Annotated in this window: 16 protein-coding genes; 6 read left to right on the forward strand and 10 right to left on the reverse strand. The window is 74.0% G+C overall.

Annotated features, from left to right (window positions below; all coding sequences use genetic code 11):
- Positions 1–16: 16 nt before the first annotated feature.
- The gene (locus ACH54P_RS40905; protein ID WP_489908660.1) at positions 17–622 is read right to left on the reverse strand and encodes a LuxR C-terminal-related transcriptional regulator; all 606 of its coding nucleotides are present in this window, start codon (positions 620–622) and stop codon (positions 17–19) included.
- Between the two features lie 86 nt (positions 623–708).
- On the opposite strand from ACH54P_RS40905, the gene ACH54P_RS40910 reads away from it, so the two are divergent.
- A complete protein-coding gene (locus ACH54P_RS40910) occupies positions 709–4392 on the forward strand; it encodes an nSTAND1 domain-containing NTPase (protein WP_489908661.1) in 3684 nt (1227 codons plus the stop codon).
- Positions 4393–4402: 10 nt separating this feature from the next.
- Here ACH54P_RS40910 and ACH54P_RS40915 read toward each other — a convergent pair whose 3' ends face one another.
- The 6 genes from ACH54P_RS40915 to cbiE form a co-directional block, all read right to left on the reverse strand.
- Positions 4403–7495 carry an arabinosyltransferase domain-containing protein gene (locus tag ACH54P_RS40915; RefSeq protein ID WP_489908662.1) on the reverse strand — a complete coding sequence of 1031 codons (3093 nt, stop codon included), beginning with the start codon at positions 7493–7495 and terminating at the stop codon, positions 4403–4405.
- A gap of 18 nt (positions 7496–7513) precedes the next feature.
- Positions 7514–8173 (reverse strand): 5,6-dimethylbenzimidazole synthase, encoded by a 660-nt coding sequence (gene bluB / locus ACH54P_RS40920; RefSeq protein ID WP_489908663.1) that lies wholly within the window; start codon positions 8171–8173, stop codon positions 7514–7516.
- Entirely contained in the window at positions 8170–8889 is a 720-nt protein-coding gene (locus tag ACH54P_RS40925) for a cobalt-precorrin-6A reductase (protein WP_489908664.1), read from the reverse strand. The genes bluB and ACH54P_RS40925 overlap by 4 nt, the downstream gene beginning before the upstream one ends.
- Positions 8886–9902, reverse strand: coding sequence for a Gfo/Idh/MocA family protein (locus ACH54P_RS40930; protein ID WP_489908665.1), 1017 nt, complete (start codon positions 9900–9902; stop codon positions 8886–8888). The genes ACH54P_RS40925 and ACH54P_RS40930 overlap by 4 nt, the downstream gene beginning before the upstream one ends.
- Positions 9899–10660, reverse strand: coding sequence for a precorrin-4 C(11)-methyltransferase (gene cobM / locus ACH54P_RS40935; RefSeq protein WP_489908666.1), 762 nt, complete (start codon positions 10658–10660; stop codon positions 9899–9901). The genes ACH54P_RS40930 and cobM overlap by 4 nt, the downstream gene beginning before the upstream one ends.
- A gap of 196 nt (positions 10661–10856) precedes the next feature.
- Positions 10857–12053, reverse strand: a complete 1197-nt coding sequence (gene cbiE / locus ACH54P_RS40940; protein WP_489908667.1) for a precorrin-6y C5,15-methyltransferase (decarboxylating) subunit CbiE — start codon at positions 12051–12053, stop codon at positions 10857–10859.
- 68 nt (positions 12054–12121) lie between these two features.
- On the opposite strand from cbiE, the gene ACH54P_RS40945 reads away from it, so the two are divergent.
- The 5 genes from ACH54P_RS40945 to ACH54P_RS40965 all read left to right on the forward strand — a co-directional run bounded on the left by ACH54P_RS40945 (position 12122) and on the right by ACH54P_RS40965 (position 18115).
- Positions 12122–14071: a putative cobaltochelatase gene (locus ACH54P_RS40945; protein ID WP_489908668.1), complete on the forward strand. Its 1950-nt coding sequence runs from the start codon at positions 12122–12124 to the stop codon at positions 14069–14071.
- Complete coding sequence (gene cobO / locus ACH54P_RS40950; protein WP_489908669.1) at positions 14071–14685, forward strand: cob(I)yrinic acid a,c-diamide adenosyltransferase; 615 nt, start codon at positions 14071–14073, stop codon at positions 14683–14685. The genes ACH54P_RS40945 and cobO overlap by 1 nt, the downstream gene beginning before the upstream one ends.
- On the forward strand, positions 14679–16016 hold the full coding sequence (locus ACH54P_RS40955; protein WP_489908670.1) for a cobyrinic acid a,c-diamide synthase CobB: 1338 nt from the start codon (positions 14679–14681) through the stop codon (positions 16014–16016). Before cobO ends, ACH54P_RS40955 begins: the two co-directional genes overlap by 7 nt.
- On the forward strand, positions 16003–17073 hold the full coding sequence (cobC, locus tag ACH54P_RS40960) for an Rv2231c family histidinol phosphate aminotransferase CobC (RefSeq protein ID WP_489908671.1): 1071 nt from the start codon (positions 16003–16005) through the stop codon (positions 17071–17073). Before ACH54P_RS40955 ends, cobC begins: the two co-directional genes overlap by 14 nt.
- Positions 17074–17236: 163 nt before the next feature.
- Positions 17237–18115 carry a hypothetical protein gene (locus ACH54P_RS40965; protein WP_489908672.1) on the forward strand — a complete coding sequence of 293 codons (879 nt, stop codon included), beginning with the start codon at positions 17237–17239 and terminating at the stop codon, positions 18113–18115.
- 47 nt (positions 18116–18162) lie between these two features.
- On the opposite strand, the gene ACH54P_RS40970 is transcribed toward ACH54P_RS40965, so the two are convergent.
- The 3 genes from ACH54P_RS40970 to ACH54P_RS40980 form a co-directional block, all read right to left on the reverse strand.
- Entirely contained in the window at positions 18163–18651 is a 489-nt protein-coding gene (locus tag ACH54P_RS40970; RefSeq protein ID WP_489908673.1) for a hypothetical protein, read from the reverse strand.
- Positions 18641–19156: an RNA polymerase sigma factor gene (locus ACH54P_RS40975; RefSeq protein ID WP_489908674.1), complete on the reverse strand. Its 516-nt coding sequence runs from the start codon at positions 19154–19156 to the stop codon at positions 18641–18643. Before ACH54P_RS40975 ends, ACH54P_RS40970 begins: the two co-directional genes overlap by 11 nt.
- 68 nt (positions 19157–19224) lie before the next feature.
- Positions 19225–19956: an adenosylcobinamide-GDP ribazoletransferase gene (locus tag ACH54P_RS40980; protein WP_489916928.1), complete on the reverse strand. Its 732-nt coding sequence runs from the start codon at positions 19954–19956 to the stop codon at positions 19225–19227.
- Between the last annotated feature and the right edge of the window lie 18 nt (positions 19957–19974).

Consider the following 19974-nt stretch of genomic DNA (forward strand, 5'->3'; position numbering starts at 1 on the left):
ACGCGATTTACGCCACTCAGGGTAGCCCGGCCTCGCGCGCCCGGGCGCCCACGACCGCCCGGTCGGCGGTACCGAACTTCGCCAGGACGGCGCACACGAGGTTGCGCACGGTCTTGGGCGCGAGGTTCAGCCGCGCGGCGATCGCGAGGTTGCCGAGGTTGTCGGCGAGCAGGCCGAGCACCTCGCGTTCGCGGGTGGTCAGGGCAGGCAGCGACGGGGACGGCCCGGCCAGCCGCGCGTAGAGCCGGTCGGCGGCGTCCTCGCCGAACACCGCGGCGCCGCCCGCGACCACCCGGATGGCGCGGGCCAGGTCGGCCGGGCCGGCGGTGTCGTGCAGCAGTCCGCGGGCGCCGGCCCGCATCGCGGCGACCACCAGCTCGCCGGCGTCCGGCGCGGTCAGCACGAGCACCGGGACGAGGCCCGTCCGCCCGATCACCGCGAGCCCCGCCCGGTCGGCGGGCCGCAGCAGGAGGACGTCCGGACGGGCGGCCGAAAGGGCCCGAAGGACCGCGCCGGGGTCCGGCGACGAGGAGCCGACCACCTCGATACCGTCGGCGGGCGTGGGCGCCACCGGCACACCGGCGGCGACGACCTTGAGCAGTTTCCCCAGGCTGCGCGGCATCACACCGTCGTGTCTAACGCAGAAACCTTGTCCATTGTCGGGCCGCTTCCGGTGAACAATGACCGTGACACGAACGGGGGGCCGGGGTGCCGAGACGGGAACGACCGCTGGAGCCGGGCGACGATGTCGTCGTCGCGTTCGCCGCCGGGCTGCGGCGGCTGCGGGAGGAGGCCGGCGGGCCGACCTACCGGACCCTCGCGGCCCGCGCCGGCTACTCGCCGGCCGCGTTGTCCGAAGCCGCGGGCGGGCGCAAGCTGCCCGGGCTCGCGCTGACCACGGCCTACGTCGGTGCGTGCGGCGGGGACGTCGGGGAGTGGGAGACGCGCTGGCGGGAGGTCGCCGCGGGGCTCGCGGCCGAAAGCATCCCCGGCCCGGAGGCGGAGACCCCGTACCTCGGGCTGGCCGCGTTCCAGCGCTCGGACGCCGGCCGGTTCTTCGGGCGCGGGAAACTGATCGCCGAGCTGACCGCGAAGCTGCGCGAACGCCGGTTCGTCGGTGTCTTCGGCGCGTCCGGGTCCGGGAAGTCGTCGCTGTTGCGGGCCGGGCTGGCCGGCGAGCGCCCGGCGCGCGTGACCACGCCGGGCGAGCACCCGATGGGCCGGTGCGCCGACGCTCTCGCGGAGACCGGCGGCCTGCTGATCGTCGACCAGTTCGAGGAGGTCTTCACCCTCTGCCCCGACGACGCCGAGCGCGCTGCCTTCATCGGCGCGCTGCTGGCACGGGCCGAGGACGAGCACGGCAGCCAGGTCGTCATCGGCGTCCGCGCCGACTTCTACGGGCACTGCGGGCGGCACGCCGAACTCGTCGACGCGCTGCGGGACGCCCAGGTCCTCGTCGGGCCGATGACGGCGGACGAGCTGCGGACGGCGATCGTCGAACCGGCCGTCCGGCACGGCTGCCAGGTGGAATCCGCGCTGGTCACAGCCCTGGTGGCGGACGCGGCGGGCCGGCCGGCGGTGCTGCCGCTGGTCTCGCACGCGCTGCTGGAGACCTGGCGGCGGCGTCAGGGCATCACGCTCACCCTCGCCGCGTACGAGGCCGCAGGCGGGATCCGGAACGCGATCGCGCACACCGCCGAGACCGTCTACGGCGAGTTCGAGCCGGCGCAGCGGGCGAAGGTCCGGCAGATCTTCCTCCGGCTGACCGCGCTCGGCGACGGCACCGAAGACACGAAGCGGCGGCTGCCCCGTCGCGAGCTCGACGACGACCCGGCGACGTCCGAGGTGCTCGAACGGCTCGCCGCCGCCCGGCTGCTCGCCCTCGACTGCGATGGCGCGGAGATCGCCCACGAAGCCCTGATCCGCAGCTGGCCCCGGCTGCAGGACTGGCTCGCCGAAGACCGCGAGGGCCACCGCCTGCACCGCCAGCTCGCCGAGGCCACCGACCTGTGGGAGTCCCTGGACCGCGACGCGGGCAGCCTCTACCGCGGCACCCGGCTCGGCCTCGCGACGGAGTGGGCGGCCCGGTCCCCGGACGCGCTGACCGCACGTGAGCGGGCCTTCCTCGACGCCGGCCGGGCGCAGGAGACCGCCGAAGCGGACGCGGTCCGCCGCCGGACGCGGCGCCTGCGTCAGCTCGCGGCGCTCCTGGGCGTGCTGCTCGTCCTCGCGGGTGTCGCGACCGGGTTCGCCGTGCACGCCACGCGGACCGCCACCGACCAGCGGAACGTCGCGCTCGCGCGGAAGGCCGTCGGAGACGCGGCGGACCTGCAGCAGACCAATCCGGCGTTGTCGGTGCAGCTGAGCCTGGCCGCGTACCGGCTCGCGCCGCTCCCGGAGACGCGCGACAGCGTGCTGGGCGCCATGGCGACGCCGTTCGCCACCCGGGTCGGCATCGCGGAGCCGCTGGGCCACGACGGCGCCGTCGCCCTCAGCGGGAACCTCATGGTCGTCGCGGGCGCGGCCAAGACCGTCGACATCTGGAGCATCGCCGATCCGCGGCACCCCGCGCTGCTGGCGACCCTGCCGGCCATCGCGAAGGCGCACTATCCCGTGGCCCTCAGCGGGGACGGCCGGCTCCTCGCGACCGCGACCGACGGGTACGCCTTCCGGCTCTGGGACCTGCGCGACCCGCGGCGGCCGATGTCGCGCGGGCTGGTGACCGGGCACTTCGACACGGTCTTCACCGCGCAGATCAGCCGCGACGGCCGCACCCTCGTGACCGCGGGCAAGGACGACACCACCCGCCTCACCGACATCTCCGACCCGGACGAGCCGAAGATGCTGGTCATGCTCCCCGGTTCCGGGCCGCTGCAGTACGAGAAGGCCGTGCTCGGCCCGGACGGCGGGACCCTGGCGGTGAGCAACGACCGCGACACGCACCTGTGGGACGTCCGCGACCCGGCCCACCCGGTCCCGCTCTCGGTGTTCAGCGGGCACACGGACCTGGTCAACGTGGCCGCGTTCAGCCCGGACGGCCGGACGCTGGCCACCACCGGCTGGGACGACCGTGTCCGGCTGTGGGACGTCACGGACCCGCGCGCGACCCGGCCGCTCGCGGTGCTGCCGGACAACGGCATCGTCTGGATGGCGGCGTTCAGCCCGGACGGACGCACGCTCGTCACGGCCGGCGACGACCAGGTCGTGCACGTCTGGGACGTCTCCGCGCCGGCAGCGGCGCGGCAGCTGACCCAGCTCACCGGGCACACCAACGCGGGGGTCTGGGTGGGCTACTCCGCGGACGGGCGCACGCTGGTCACGGCCGCCGCCGACCAGACCGTCCGGCTGTACGACGCGCCGGCGCTGGAGCTGACGACCCGCGCGCCCGGCCCCGTCGGGTTCACCCCGGACGGGCGCACCTTCGTCGCCCAGGGGACCGACGACCTGCAGCTGTGGTCGTTCGGCGGACCGGACGGGCCCCGCCCGGCCGGCCGGATCGGCGGGCTGCCCGGCCAGGTGACCGCGACGACGCTGAGCCGGGACGGCCGCTCGCTCGCCGCCGCCGTGCTCACCGGGACCTCGACCGCGGTGGCGGACGGACTGCTGCTGCGGTGGGACATCACGGACCCGGCGCACCCGCGTCAGGTGGCGTCGGCCGCGGCGCCCAAGACGTACTCGATGGCGTTCAGCCCGGACGGGCGCACCTTCGCCACCGGGTACGACAACGGGCCGCTGGCCCTGTGGGACGTGAGCGACCCGGGCCGGTTCGCCGCGCCGGTCACGCTGACCAGCCCGTACGCCGGGACGATCTGGTCGGTGCGCTTCGCCCCGGACGGCCGGACCCTGGCCCACAGCCAGAAGTCGGCGCCCCCGGCGGTGTTCCTGTGGGACGTGACCGACCGGCTGCACCCGGCGCGGATCGCCACCCTGGACGTCGGGACGGGCGCTCCGGGCGCGGTGGCCTTCAGCCCGGACGGGCGGTCGCTGGCGGTGGGCAGCTCCGACCGCACGGTCCACCGCTGGGACGTCACCGAGCCGGCCCGCGCGGCGGCGTTGCCACCTCTGGTGGGCCACACGGACGACGTCGGCTCGGTGGGTTTCGACCCGTCGGGCACCCGGATCCTCACGGCGGGCTCGGACCGGACGGCCCGGCTGTGGGACGTCTCGGACCCCCGCCAGCCGGTGATCGCGGGCCAGTTCGTCCCGGCGGTGGCGGGCACGGCGCTGTTCGGCCCGGACGGGCACACGGTGGTGCTGTCGGGAACCCAGCTGTGGGAGACCCGCCCGGACCTGGCGGCGGCGGAGATCTGCCGGACCGCGGCACCGAAGATCACCACGGCGGAGTGGGAGCGGTACTTCCCGGAGCTGCCCTACACCCCGCCGTGCCCCTGACCCGCCCGGGTCAGCGCGTCGGGTCCTTGCCGTTCGGCTGCCGCGGTCCCGGGCCCGGCGACCACCAACCCGGCACCGTCTTCTCGCCGTGCACCACCGTCGGCGCGATGCCCTCGGTGAACGGCTCGATCTGCAGCAGCTGGCCCCACGACTGGCTCGGCTGGCCGATCAGGTAGCTCGGCACCTCGGGCTCCTCGGCCAGCTCCTCGAGCCAGCCGATCGGGCCGCCGTTCGTCGAAGACGCCCACTGGGCCTCGTCCGCCAGCCCGCCCGCCGTGATGCGGTAGTCCGGGACCTGGGAGATCCCGTCGTGGGACGTCACCGGCTGGACGCACGGGTACACGAACGACGCCGGCCAGTCGACGTACACCGGCTTCGAGCCGATGCGGTCCGTCAGCGTCGTGAACGTCGGGACGCGCGGGGCCGACGCCGCGATCCAGCCGTCCTCCGTGAGGTCGTTGTCGATGATGTTGATCCGGACCGCGTTCGTCTCCGGCGGGAGGTCGCGCAGGTTGATGCGGGTGTCGTTCCAGCCGCCGGTGCCCGAGCCCGGCGGCAGCATGAACTGGCTGCGCAGGATCTTCACGCCGTCGGGGGTGTTGACGCCGTAATCGAGGCTGACCGACGTCGGCCGCCGGGCCGCGCCCGCCGTCGCGACCACGATCTGGCCGTCCGCGGGCTTCTCCGTCAGGGCGTACCAGTCACTGCGCAGCCGGCCGGCGCGTGTTTCGGGGTCGAGGAAGCTCGACCACATCGGCACCTTGTCCGGGGTGAACCCGTGCGGCGGCTCGGCCAGCGGGTCCTTGTCGTCGACCGGGCGGGTGTGGAAGCCGGTCTGGACGCGGCCGTTGTCCCGGTCGGGGTTGGGCAGCGGCGACTCGGGTTCCTTGGGCTTGTCGGCGACCGTCCGCTGCTCGGACTGCGCGTGCAGGATGCTCGTCGCCGCGTCGCGCTCGACCATCACGTGGTCGGAGAGGTTGCAGCTCTTGCCGAACAGGTGCCCGATGTTCGCCGCGCCCAGGCTGTAGCTGCCGGCCTGGTTGTGGATCGCCCACGCCATCGTGACGAACTCGCCCGCCGCCACCATGCCGCAGACCACGACCAGCGACAGCGATCCGAGCCGCAGCGCGCGCAGCCGGCCTTCCTGCGGTTGCGCGGGCAGGCCCGGCCGGTGCGCGCGGACGTTCTCGACGAACGCGTAGACCCCGGCGATCGCGGCCGCGACCAGCAGGATCGTGGACAGGCCGATGCCGCCGATCGACGGCGCCACGTTCGTCCACTGGACGCCGAGGCGCGAGACGAACCAGTAGGTGTTCGGCCCGGTCGCGGCCAGCGCGGCGACGACCAGCAGCCCGGCGAGGAACGCGGCGCGGTTGCGTTTGGACCGCAGGACCGTCGAGCTGGTCGCGAGCGCCGTCAGCGCCGCCATCGACGCGCCGACCGCGGCGAACGCGCCGAAGTGGTGTGTCCACTTCGTCGGGGTCAGGGCCAGCAGCAGGAAGAACAGCGCCGTCGTGCCGATCAGGCGGCGCGCCGGGCCGAGCGACGCGCCGGGGATGCGGCCGCGGCGCAGCAGCATCACCAGGCACGTACCGGTGCACAGCAGCACCAGCAGCACCGGGAACCGGCGCGGCGCCGAGCCGTCCGGCAGGCTTTCGAACAGCAGCTGGTAGCGCGCGAGCTCCTGGAACCACGACAGGTTCGGGCCGACCTGGGTGCGGATCCGGGTGGCCTCCTGCACGGTGGCGAAGGTCTGGTCGGCGAACACCACGACCAGCACCAGCAGCCCGGCCGCGGCGATGGGCGCGAGCACCGGGATCCAGCCGTTCTCGTTCGCGCGCTGGCGGATCAGCTTGAACAGCGGGCGCGCGGCGACCAGGAACGGCGCCACCGCGATCAGCCCGGTCGGCGTCGCGGCCAGGGTGAACCCGGCCGCGGTCAGGCCGAGGCACAGGGGCAGCAGCCGCCGCGTCACCAGCGCGCGCTCCACCGCGCAGATCGCCAGCAGGGAGCCGAGCGCGGCCACCGGTTCCGGGCGGACGCCGTTGTTGTAGGGCATCCACCAGATCAGGAACACCGTCGCGGCGGCCCAGCTGGCCGGGCGGCTGGTGCGGATCTGGGTGCCGAGCCGCGGCATCACCTCGCGGCTGATCAGCAGCCAGCTGAGCACGCCGAGCAGGAACGACGGCAGCCGGATCCACGGCGGGACCGTGCTGACGTGCGTCATCAGCTCGAAGACGTGGTAGAACCAGCCGAACGGCGCCTCGGCGACGCCGAACCAGCGGTGGTAGTTGGTGAGGAAGCCGGTCTGCTCGGTGACGCGGGCCATCGTGAGGATGTAGCCGTCGTCCGAGGTCACCGGCCCGATGAAGACCCACGCGCCGAGCGCGGCGATCACCGTGGCGTCCCGCAGCGTCAGCCGCCACCAGCCGACCGGTGCCCAGCGCGGGGCGCGGCGCGCGAAGCCGGAGTCGCGGCGCCAGACCGCGATCAGGCAGCCGATCAGCGACAGCACGGCGAGCACGCCGACGGTGATCTTCAGCGCGGTCGGCGAGGTCTGGTAGCGCGTGTCCGGCACGACCGAGACGTGCAGGCCGGCGATCGGGTCCTTGCTCGAGTTGATCGAGGAGTAGATGCCGACGACGCGGGGGCGGACGTCGCCCTCGGCGTGGAACACCGGCGTGCCGGCGACGGCCAGCGTCATCTGCGACGCGTCGACGTCCAGCTCGATGTCGCACTTCTCGGCGGGCAGCGGCTGCTGGGCGATCTGCTGGCCCTGGCTGGAGGCGAGCAGCACGCCGTTGTCGACGCGCAGCTGCAGCCCGACGCCCTTGCCGGCGTTCGGGTCGGTGCGGCCGTCCGGCACGGTGGCGAACAGCAGGCCCGGGCCGCCGGTGCGGGCGTCGACCGAGCGGATGGCCGCGCACGGCAGTTCCGCGCGCAGGTCCTGGGCCCAGTACCCGGTCAAGGGCGCGTTGACGGAGCGGGTGTCGCTGCCGGTCGGCCAGACGACCTCCGCCGTGTCCTGCACCACCGGCAGGAAGGGGAAAGCCAGCGCGCACAAGGCCGAGAGCAACCCCAGCGCTACGGCAATCAGACGCATCGGCGCAACGCTAACGGGTCAGAGGTCGGCGGCTGACGCAGCCCCCGGGTCACGCGGGGTGAACCGTCCGTGGTGCACCGCCGCGGTCAGGGGACGGCGGCGGCGCCAGCCGTGGCGTTCCAGGTCGGGCACGGTTTCCAGCCTGCTGACCGGGCCGACGCACAGCCACGCGACCGGCCGGATGCCGTCCGGGACGCCGAGCAGTTCGCCCAGGAACGGCTCGCGGTAGAAGCTGACCCAGCCGACGCCGAGGCCTTCGGCGGTGGCGGCGAGCCAGAGGTTCTGGATCGCGAGGCACACCGAGTACAGGCCGGCGTCCGCGATGGCGTGCCGGCCGAGCACGTCGGGCGCGCCGCGCGCCGGGTCGTAGGTGACGACGATGCCGAGGCTCGACTCGAGGATGCCCTCGATCTTGATGTTCGCGAACGTGCTCGCGCGGTCTTCGCTGAGCTGGCCGGCGAAGACCTCCCGCTCCTCGTGGACGTGCTTCGCGAACTTCTCGCGCGTCGCGTGGTCGTCGACGAGGACGAAGTCCCACGGCTGGGTGAGCCCGACGCTCGGCGCGGCGTGCGCGGCTTCGAGGATCCTGGTCAGGGTGGCTTCGGGGATCGGCTCGCCGGTGAACTCGCCGCGGACGTCCCGCCGCTTGCGCAGGACTTCGTAGAACTCTTCGATCATCGGCGCAGGACCCATTCGACGGCTTCGGGGACGGTTTCGGCGGTCTCGGTCTCCGGCCGCGGCGGGCGCCGGATCAGCAGGACCGGGCGGCCCAGTTCGCGGGCCGCGGTCAGTTTGGCGCTGGTCAGGGTGCCGCCGGAGTCCTTGGTGACCAGGACGTCCACGCGGCCGAGCAGGGCGCGCTCGGTGTCCACCTCGTACGGCCCGCGCGCGAGGATCAGCTCGTGGTGGCGCGGCAGCGGGGGCGCGGGCGGGTCGACGCAGCGGATCAGGAACCACAGGTTGTCGAGGTGCGCGAAGGCGGGCAGGCCCTGGCGGCCGCTGGTGAGGAAAACGCGTTTGCCCAGCTCGGGGAGCTTCCGGGCGGCGTCGGCGAGGTCGTCGGCCCAGTGCCAGACGTCCTGCGGGCCGGGTTCCCAGCCCGGCCGGGCGAGCCGGAGCAGGGGAGTGCCGGTGATTTCGGCCGCCTTCGCCGCGTTCGCGCCGATCCGCTCGGCGAAGGGGTGCGTGGCGTCGACGACGGCGCTGATGTCGTTGTCGCGCAGCCAGGCCGCGAGACCGTCAGGGCCGCCGAAGCCGCCTACGCGCACTTCGCCGACCGGCAGCCTTGGCCGTGCGACGCGTCCGGCCAGCGACGAGACAACGCGGACTTCGCGCTCTGCCAGATCTTCGGCGAGTTTCCGGGCTTCGCCGGTTCCGCCGAGGATGAGGATCACGAAGGACGTCCGTAGCCGACGGCTTCGCGCCAGCGGTCCAGCGTCCGCATGTTGGCCAGCGTCTCCGCCCAGGTCAGCTCGGGAGCTTGGCGGTTGTCGACGTGCGCGGCCACGTGGTCCGCTTCGCGCGCGAAGACGCCCTGCGTCGCCTCGACCTCGATGATTTCCGGTTCGCCGTCGGCCGGCGTCAGGATGATCTGCGACGTACCCGGCGTCCGCAGCGGGTGGATCCACGCCGGGCGCGGCACGGACAGCTGTCCTCGCGTGCCGAACACGCGGATGCCGTCCTCGCGGGTCAGCCGGATCCCGCACGAGATCGTCGCGAGGATGTCGCCGGGCAGCCGGAGCAGGCCGGTCGCGTACTCGTCGACGCCGGACGCGCTGAGGTGCGCCATCCCGCTGACCTCCGTCGGCTCGACGACGTCCTGGCCGGTCGCGGCCTGGGCGACCAGCCGGGCCAGCGACGTGCAGTAGCAGCCGACGTCGAGGATCCCGCCGCCGCCGAGCGCCGGATCGCTGAGCCGGGCGGTCTCCTCGGGGTTGCTGTCGAAGGAGAACGTCGTGTCGACGGCCCGGACTTCGCCGATCGCGCCGCCGGCGATCAGCTCCACCAGCCGCCGCGTCTGGGGGTGCAGCCGGTACATGAACGCCTCCATCAGGAAGACGTCGTGCGCGCGGGCCGCGGCGATCACCTCTTCGGCGTCGGCGGCGGTGATCGTCAGCGGCTTCTCGCACAGCACGTGCTTGCCCGCTTCCGCGGCGGCGATGGCCCAGTCCTTGTGCAGCGCGTGCGGCGTCGAGACGTACACGGCGTCGACGTCCGGGTCGGCGAGGAGGTCTTCGTAGCTGCCGTGCGCCTTCGGGATGCCGAAGCGCGCGGCGAAGTCCTTCGCCCGGCCGGCGTCCCTGGCCGCGACGGCGGTGAGCGTGCCGTGCTCGCTTTCGCCGACGCCCGCGGCGAAGTGGCCGGCGATGGTCCCGGCGGCCAGCAGGCCCCAGCGCAGTTCCGTCACAACGACTCCGGTTGGTTCGCCCGGTCGCGGGCACTGGAATAGAGGAAGCTGTCGGGAAACCCGCCGGCGGCGAGCACCCGCCCGACGAAGATGGTGGCAGCGCGCGTCATTCCGGCGTCGCGGACCAGCGCGGGAAGTTCGCCGAGCACCCCGCGCACGACGGTCTCACCGGGCTGGCTCGCGAGCGCGACGACGGCGACGGGGCAGTCTTCGCCGTAGTGCGGGGTCAGCTCGGCCGTCACCCGGTCGACGTGGTTGATCGCCAGGTGCAGCGCGAGGGTCGCCCCGGTGGCGGCGAACGCCTGGAGCGTCTCGCCCGGGGGCATCTTCGTGGAGCGCGCCTGGACGCGGGTGATCACCAGGCTCTGCCCGATTTCGGGCACGGTGAGTTCCCGCCGCAGGACGGCCGCCGAAGCCGCGAAGGCGGGCACGCCGGGCACGACGTCGTACGGCACCCCGGCGGCATCGAGCCGCCGCACCTGCTCGGCGACGGCGCTGTAGAGCGACGGATCCCCGGAGCAGAGCCGCACGACCTCCCGCCCGGCTTCGTGGGCTTCGACCATCTTGGCGACGATCTGCTCGAGGCTGAGGTTCGCGGTGTCGACCAGTTCGGTCCCGGGGGCGCAGCAGGCGAGCAGGCCGGTGGGCGTCATGCTGCCGGGGTAGAGGCAAACCCCGCAGCGGGCCAGCAGATCCCGCCCCCGCACGGTGATGAGATCGGCGGCCCCCGGTCCGGCCCCGACGAAGTGCACGGTCATCTGTTGCTCCGAGGGGCGAGGGGTGGGGTGGCGGGGGTTTCCGTGTGCAGGTGCGGGTTCGCGCGGCCGGTGGCCGGCTGCGCGGCGGTGGCCGGGCGCGGGTGTGCGAGGCCCGCCATCCGCTGCTCCACCGCACCCGCCCGGGTGCCCCCAGCGCCGGTCACCAGCCGCCCTCGCCTGAGCGGGTTCGGGCCGGTCATCTGTTGCTCCACTGGGTCACCACCCGCGCCGGGGTCCAGCCGGTGAAGCCGCCCAAGGGCGCTGCGCGTTCCACGCCGATGCGCACCAGCTCGCCGCCGTACTGCTCGTACGCGCGGGCCAGCACCTGCTCCGACTCCACCGTCACCCCGTGCGCCACCACCCGCGCGCCCGTGGCCAGGCACGCCTCCAGGACGCCCGGCACCGTCAGCCCGCCGCCGATGAAGATGGCGTCCGGGGGCGGCAGGGCGCTCAGCGCGTCCGGTGCTTCCCCGGTCACCACCTCCAGCTCCGGGACTCCCAGGTCCACCGCGTTCCGCCCGATCCGTTCGGCGCGGGCCGGGTCGCGCTCGATCGCGACCGCTCGGTTCATCCCGTGCATCCGCGACCACTCGATGCCGACGCTGCCGGCGCCCGCGCCGACGTCCCACAGCAGCTCGCCGGGGCTCGGCGCGAGCCGGGCCAAAGCCGACACGCGCAGGTCCCGCTTGGTCAGCTGGCCGTCGTGGGCGTACACGTCGTCCGGGATGCCGATCAGCGGCAGCGCCGGGCCCGTGCACTCCAGCGCGAACACCGTCAGCGGGCCGGGTTCCCCCGCCCAGCCGTCGGAGATGCGTTCGTCGGGCCCGCCCAGGTTTTCCAGCGCGAACAGCTCGCTCTCGCCGTACCCGCGCACGGTGAGCAGGGAGCGCAGCGCGGTCGCGTCGGCACCCAGGACGAGCACCCGCCGCCCCGGCGCCAGCACCCGGGCGACGCGGGCCGACGACCGGCCGACGAGGGTCACCACCTCGGTCTCCTCGGCGGACCAGCCCAGCCGGGCCCTGGCCAGTGTCACCGACGAGAGCGCGGGCAGCGCCTCGACTTCGTATCCATGTGCCACCAGGGTGGTGCCGACCCCCGACAAGAACGGATCACCGCTGGCCAGGACGCAGATGCGGGCCCCGAGGTGCTCGGCGATCACCGCGTCGAGCGCGGGCAGCAACGGGGTCGGCCACGGCTCGCCGTGGACCTCCGCGGGCAGGTACGCCAGCTGCCGCGGCGCGCCCAGCACGACGTCGGCGCCGAGGATCAGGGCCTGCGCCTGCTCCGACAGCCCGGCCCACCCGTCGGCGCCGATCCCGACCACCGTCAGGCGTGCCGCGTTGCCCCGGGGGGCCTCCTCGGCGGCCCCTGGCCGACGTGATTCTTCGCGCACGATTTCCCACCCTAAGCGAGGCGGGCGCTGTGCGATGATCGGCCGGTCGCCGAGCCGGAGGAGTGCTGTTGAAGCCGTACCCGTTCACCGCCGTCGTCGGGATGCCGGACCTGCGCCTGGCGCTCGTCCTGTCCTCGATCTCGCCCGCCGTCGGCGGGGTGCTGGTGCGCGGCGAGAAGGGCACGGCGAAGTCGACCATGGTCCGCGCGCTGGCGGGCCTGCTCCCCGGCGTGGACGTCGTCGACGGCTGCCGGTTCTCCTGCGATCCCGCGGCTCCCGACCCCCTCTGCCCGGACGGCCCCCACGAGGGAGCCCCGAGCCACCGGCGGCCCGCGAAACTGGTCGAGCTGCCGGTCGGCGCGGCCGAGGACCGGGTCGTCGGCTCGCTGCACCTGGAGCGCGCGCTCGCCGAAGGCGTCACGGACTACCAGCCCGGCCTGCTGGCCGCCGCGCACCGCGGGCTGCTCTACGTCGACGAGGTCAACCTGCTGCACGACCACCTCGTCGACACCCTGCTCGACGCCGCCGCGATGGGCCGCGCGACCGTGGAACGCGAGGGCGTGTCGGTGTCGCACGCGGCGCGGTTCGTGCTGATCGGCACCATGAACCCGGAAGAGGGCGAGCTGCGGCCGCAGCTGCTGGACCGGTTCGGCCTGACCGTCGAGGTCGCCTCCAGCCGCGACCCGGAGCAGCGCGTCGAGGTCGTCCGGCGCCGGCTGGCCTACGAAGCCGATCCTGACGCCTTCGCCGCGCAGTACGCCGCCCAGGACGCCCAGCTGGCCGCGGACATCGAAGCGGCGCAACGGCTTCTGCCCGCCGTCAAGCTGCCCGACGACGCCCTGCGCCAGATCGCCGAGGTCTGCGCGTCCTTCGAGGTCGACGGCATGCGCGCGGACATCGTCACCGCGCGCACCGCGGTCGCGCACGCGGCCTGGGCCGGGCGCGACGAGGTGACCACCGACGACGTCCGCGTCGCCGCGCGGCTCGCGCTCCCGCACCGGCGCCGCCGCAACCCCTTCGACGCCCCCGGGATCTCGGAAGAGCAGCTGGAGCAGGCGCTGCAGGACAGCCAACCGGACCAAGGGCCGGACGACGACGGTCCCGGATCCGGGTCGACGCCCGAGGAAGCGCCGCAGGAAGTTCCGCAGGGCGACGCGCCGCAGGGCGAGCCGCGGCACCAGCAGAGCGGCGGGCAGCAGAAGACCGTCGGCGCCGGGGAAACGTTCAAGGCGCGCGTGTTCCGCGTCAAGGGCATGGGCGAAGGCGAGCGCGGACGCCGTTCGCGCGCGATCACCGACAGCGGCCGCACCATCGGCGTCCAGCCGCCGAGCGTCCGCGACGGGCGGCCGCACCTGGTCGCGACCGTCAAGGCCGCCGCGCCGCACCAGAAGGCCCGCGGCCGCGACGGCGCGGGCTTGAAGCTGCGGCCGGAGGACCTGCGGTTCGCGCTGCGCGAAGGCCGCGAGGGCAACCTCGTGCTGTTCTGCGTCGACGCGTCCGGCTCGATGGGCGCGAAGGCGCGCATGCGCGAGGTCAAGTCCGCCGTGCTGTCGCTGCTGCTCGACGCCTACCAGCGCCGCGACAAGGTCGGGCTCGTGACTTTCCGCGGCCACGCCGCCGAACTCGCGTTGCCGCCGACGATCAGCGTCGACGCGGCCGCGGCCCGGCTCGAAGGCCTCCCGACCGGCGGCCGCACGCCGCTGGCCGAAGGACTCCTGGAGGCGGCGCGCGTGCTGCGCGTCGAGGAGATCCGCGACCCGCGGCGCCGCCCGCTGCTGGTTGTCGTCACCGACGGCCGCGCCACCAGCGGCCCCGACGCGGTCGCGCGCGCCCAGGCCGCGGCCGGACTGCTCGCCGGCGTCACGACGATCGTCATGGACTGCGAAAGCGGCAAGATGCGGCTCGGCCTGGCCGCCGACCTCGCCGCCCACCTCGGCGCGGAGCACGTGCCCCTGGCCGGCGTCGCCGCCGAGTCCCTGGCCGACGCCGTCCGCGCCCGGACTGGAAGGGCTGCCTGATGCCGCAGGGAAAACCGGAAGTCGTTCCCAACGACGGGCTGACCACGCGCCAGCGCCGCAACCGGCCGCTGCTCGCCGTGCACACCGGTGAGATGAAGGGCAAGTCGACGGCCGCGTTCGGGATGGCGCTGCGCGCCTGGAACCAGGGCTGGTCGATCGGCGTGTTCCAGTTCGTCAAGTCGGCGAAATGGCGCGTCGGCGAGGAAGCCGCGTTCCGCGCCCTCGGCAAGCTGCACGAAGACACCGGCGAGGGCGGGCCGGTCGAGTGGCACAAGATGGGCGAGGGCTGGAGCTGGGCGCGCAAGTCCGGCACCGAAGACGACCACGCCGAGAACGCGCGCGAGGGCTGGGCCGAGATCAAGCGACGGCTCGCCGCCGAGACGCATGACTTCTACGTCCTCGACGAATTCTCCTACCTGCTCAAGTGGGGCTGGCTCGACGTCGGCGACGTGGTGTCCGCTTTGGTCTCGCGGCCCGGGCACCAGCACGTCGTCATCACCGGCCGGTACGCGCCGCCGGAGCTCGTCGAGGCCGCCGACCTGGTCGCCGAGATGACGAAGGTCAAGCACCCGATGGACACCGGCCAGAAGGGCCAGCGGGGGATCGAGTGGTAGCGCGCGTGGTGATCGCCGCGCCCGGCTCCGGGCACGGCAAGACCACCATCGCCGCCGGGTTGATGGCGGCGCTGCGTGCGGCCGGGCACCGCGTGTCCGGGCACAAGGTCGGGCCCGACTTCATCGACCCGAGCTACCACGCGCTCGCGACCGGGCGCCCCGCGCGCAACCTCGACCCGTTCCTCCAGGGTGAGGACCGGCTCATTCCCTTGCTGCGCCACGGTTCCCAGGGTGCCGACATCGCCGTCATCGAAGGCGTGATGGGCCTGTTCGACGGCGCGCTGGGTACCGAGGGCTACGCCTCGACCGCGCACGTCGCCCGGCTGCTCGAAGCACCGGTGGTGCTGGTCGTCGACGCTTCGGCCGCCTCGCGCAGCGTCGCCGCGACCGTGCTCGGCTTCGCCCACTACGACAACCGCGTGCGGCTCGCCGGGGTGATCCTCAACAAGCTCGGTTCCCAGCGGCACCTCGACGAGATCGCGTCCGCGCTGGAGGCCACCGGCGTCCCGCTGCTGGGTGCGTTGTACCGCAACGAAGAGATCCACGCGCCGAGCCGCCACCTCGGGCTCGTCCCGGCGGCGGAGCGGGCCACGGAGGCGCAGCGCGTGCTGCCGTCGCTGGCCGCGTGGGTCACCGAAGGCGTCGACCTCGAGGCGATCGTCCGGATCGCGTCGGGGGCGTCCCGGCTTGCGGCCCCGGCGTGGGAACCGTCCGGTGTGGACGGCCCGCGGGTGACGGTCGCGGCCGCGGGCGGGCCCGCGTTCACCTTCCGCTACACCGAAAACCTCGAGCTGCTGGCCGCGTGCGGCGTCGACGTCGTGGACGTCGACCCGTTGCGGGACAAGGCCTTGCCGGACGGCTGCGCCGGGCTGTACTTCGGCGGCGGGTTCCCCGAGGTGCACGCGGCCGAGCTGTCGGCGAACACGGCGTTGCGCGCCGAAGTGGCGTCCGCGATCGAACGCGGGATGCCGGTGAGCGCCGAGTGCGCGGGACTCCTTTACCTGTGCCAGTCGCTGGACGGGGTGCCGATGGTCGGCGCGGTGCCCGCGGACGCCAAGATGACCGCCCGCGGCAAGCTCGGCTACCGGCGCGCGGTCGCCGTCGAGGCCAACCTCCTGGCGACGGCGGGGCAGCGCGTCACCGGGCACGAGTTCCACCGCACCGAAGTCACGCCGTCGCACGGCGTTTCGGCGGCCTGGGGCTGGGACCGGCAGCTGGACGGCTTCGCGTCGCCGACGCTGCACGCGTCCTACCTGCACGTCCACTGGGCCGGTTACCCCGAGCTGGCCCGGCGGTTCGCCGCCCGGGTCCGGGCCCATGACGGTGTTTGATTCCGCCGCCGCGGGAGGGAGCGCGTCGGCGGGCTACGACCTCCACCACCACGGCGACCGCGAGGTCGGGCCGGGGCTGGTGGACCTCGCGGTGAACGTCCGCCTGCCGCGGCCGCCCGAGTGGTTGCGGCAGGAGCTGGCGTCCGCCTTGGACTCGCTGGCCGCCTATCCGTCCACTGTGGAGGCAGTCGGGGCGGTGGCGGCGCGGCACCGCCGTCCCGAGGCGGAAGTCCTGGTCACGGCGGGCGCGGCGGAGGCGTTCACACTGCTGGCCTCGGCCTTCCGGCCGCGTCGGGCAGTGGTCGTGCACCCGCAGTTCACCGAGCCGGAGGCCGCGCTTCGGGCCGCCGGGCACGCGGTTTCCCGCGTAATCCTGTCCGAGGCGGACGGATTCGTGCTGGATCCGGCGCTCGTCCCGCAGGACGCGGACCTGGTGTTCGTCGGCAACCCGACGAACCCGACGTCGGTGCTGCACCCGGCCTCGGCCCTGCGCGCGCTGGCCCGGCCCGGCCGGCTCCTGGTCGTGGACGAGGCGTTCCTGGACGCGGTCCCCGGCGAAGCGGAGAGCCTGGCCGGCGGGGTGCCCGGCGTCGCCGTGCTGCGCAGCCTGACGAAAACCTGGGGCCTGGCCGGGCTTCGGGCGGGGTACGTGCTCGCCGAGGCGGACGTCGTCGCGCGGCTGCGGGCGGTGCAGGTGCCGTGGTCGGTGTCCACTTTGGCCGGTGTCGCGACGGTCGCGTGCTGCCGTCCGTCCTCTTTGGAGGAAGCGGAGAAACTGGCGGTCGCGGCGGAATCGGACCGCGAATACCTGGTGTCGGGGCTGACCGCGTTGGGTGTCACGGTGCTCGGCGATCCGCGTGGTCCCTTCGTGCTGGTGCGCGTCCCTGGTGGGGTGGATATCCGGTCGCGCTTGCGCGAAGCGGGTTACGCCGTTCGCCGCGGTGACACCTTTCCCGGGCTCGGCCCGGATCACCTCCGCCTCGCGGTCCGTGACCGCGCGACGACCGACGCGTTCCTCGCCGCGCTGAAAATCTTGTTCACTCGTCCAGCCGATTGAGGAATTTCCTCGCCGCGCGGCAGAATCGAAAACCGGCCGCGGGCCGATTTTCGCCCGGCGGGGGGACTTGGGGGTCATTCACCTTCTTCGTGCTGCCCGGATCCACCGCGCGCGGCTGTTCGCCATCAAGCACGTCGTCAAGGGGAGAAACGTGTTTCGATCATTGGGAACCACTGTGCGCCGCGGCGGTGTCGCGGTCGCGATGGCCGCGCTGCTCGGCGCCGGCCTGACCGCGGGTGTGGCCGGCGCGGCGCCGGACCGGGGCAAGCCGCCCGCACCCGCCAACGTCAACCCGGCGAAGCAGCCGGTGCTGGACCCGGCGAAGATCACGCGGGAGCAGGCGCCGCCGTTGAGCCGGGAGGAGATGCGGGAGCAGGCCTACGACTGGGTCGCCGACGAGCCGGACGCGCGGGTCGCGTGCTTCGCCGCCGACGGGAAGCTCTCCGGGGTCGCGGAATTCGACCGCGTCGACTCCGGTGCGCTGCCGGCGGCGCAGGCGAAGACGCTGTGCGCGCGGGCGTGGCCGAAGAGCAAGCCCGCGCTCGACATCCCCGAGGTGCGGACGCGGAGCCACTACCTCGGCCACCACTGGGCCCACAACGGCCTCGCGCATTCGCAGATCTACTTCGTCGACCACACCGGCGTGAAGTGGCCGGTCACCACGGCCACCTACAAGTGGAACGAGGCGCAGGGCGTCGACTCCTACTACCAGTCCAGCTGCCCGGGGAGCTGGCTGCACTGCGTGAACGTCTCCGAATACAGTGCCAACGACGGGATCTACGGCGTCACGTACTTCCCGAACGGCTGGGACTCGGCCGGCCACAACTACGAGGGCGTCTACGTCCAGCTCAACAACACCACGGTGACCACGGCGACCCAGGCGCGCAAGAGCACTCAGCACGAGCTCGGGCACGTCCTCGGCCTGGCGCACCGGTTCGACAACGCGAGCTGCATGACGCAGGGGGAGGCGCCGCCGATCAGCCAGCTGCCGGACGCGCACGACTTCGATGAGCTGTACCAGATCTACAACCACGGCGACTGAGCCGGGACCCGGCCGCCCGTGCCCGTGCGGGCGCGGGCGGCCGCCGGTCAGTCGCAGAGGTGCTTGAACGCCGTCGCCCCGGGGCGGGCGCGGAAGCGGACTTCGTGCCCGTGGTCGTCGCGGAAGACGGCGGTGTCCGGGGAAAGCAGCGTCATGGTGCCGCGCTGGTACGGGTTGTCCCACCCGGCGGGCGCGCTGGCGGCGGGTCCGATGAGCGGTTCCTCGGCCTCGAAGTAGGTGTCGCCGATCTTCGCTTCGTCGACGCCGCAATGGGTCAGCAGGTCGAAGGGGAACGACCGCGCCGACGCGGAGGGCGACGCGGTGGGCGCCGGCGTTCCGGGTCCCACGGCTTCGGGCGTGGGCCGGGTGACGGCGAAGACCACGCCGGCGGCGACCAGGACCACGGCGGCCGCGGCGGCGAAGACGGGCATCAGCCGTCGCCGGGGTGCCGCGGCCGGCGCGGCCCCTTCCGTGTCCACTGTGGACGCCAGCGCCTCGAACGCGCGCCGCAGCCGGTTCTCGAGTTCAGTGTCCATCGGGTCCTCCGAGCAGGTCCGCCAGCTTGGCGAGGGCGCGGGACGCGCAGGTCTTGACCGTTCCGCGGGAGACGGCGAGGGTGTCCGCGATCTCGGCCTCGGAAAGCCCGGCCCAGTAGCGCAGCACCAGCACCTCGCGCTGCCGGCGGGGGAGCCGCCGGACCGCGGCGAGCACCGTCCGGTGTTCCTCGGCGAGCAGCACGCCGGCGTCCGCGGCGGGGAGGGCCTCCGGTTCACCGGCCTTGAGGTGCCGCCAGGCCGTCGTCCGGCGCCGGTGGGCCGACCGCGCGCCGTTGACCACCGACACCCGCAGGTACCCGGCGGCGGCCGCCGGGTCCGCGAGGGTGGGCCACTTCCGGTGCAGCGCCACGAAGGCGTCCTGGACGACGTCCTCGGCCAAGGCCCGGTCGCCGAGCAGCAGCACGGCGAGCCGCAGCAGGTCGGGCCGGTGCCGGCGGAACAGTTCCGCGACGGGCCCGTCCGCCATCGTTTCCGGCCGAGGCACGGCTCGACCACCTCCCCTGTCGGCGTTCTCCCTCATTACACGCCGACCGGCCGCCGCGGGTTGACAGATCACCACGAAAGGGCGAGCAGCGCCGCGGCCACGGAGACCTCGAGGCAGCCGCCGAGGACGTCGCCGGTGATCCCGCCGAGCCTTTTCGTGCAGCGGAGGAGCAGCGCCGCGGCGGCCGCGTAGGCGAGCACGACCGCGACGACGCCGCGCCACCAGTGCAGACCGGGCACGAGCGCACCCAGTCCTGCCGCGCCCACCGCCACGGCGATCGCCGCGGCCCGGGGCACCGCCCCGGCGACGGTCGCGCCCAACCCTTCCGGCCGCGCCGACGGCACACCTTTCGCGCAGGACATCGAGAGCGTGCAGCGCCCGACGAGCACACCGGCGACCGCGGCGGCGACCCCGTGCCCGGCGCCGACGGCCCCGGCGAGCGCACCGACCTGCACGAGCAGGACGAACACGAGGGTCGCGACCCCGGTGGGGCCGGAATCGCCCCGGCGCATGACGTCGAGGGCCTTCTCGCGGTCGTAGGAGGCGCCGAGCCCATCGGCGGTGTCGGCGAGCCCGTCGAGGTGCAGCCCCCGGCTGCCGAGGGCGACGGCCCCGAGGGCCAGAGCCGCGGTGGCGAGGGCAGGCAGGTGCACGGCCTGCCCAGCGGCAACGACCAGCCCGGCGGCGACGGCCAGGGGGAGGGAGGCGAGGGGCGCGAGCAGCATGGCACCGCCGGCGACCCGCCGGTCGATGAGGCGAGGCGCCGGGACGGGGACGGTGGTCAGCGTCCCGACGGCCATCCGCACGGCGTCACCCCA

It is taken from the genome of Amycolatopsis sp. N2S4-7 (assembly GCF_058119595.1).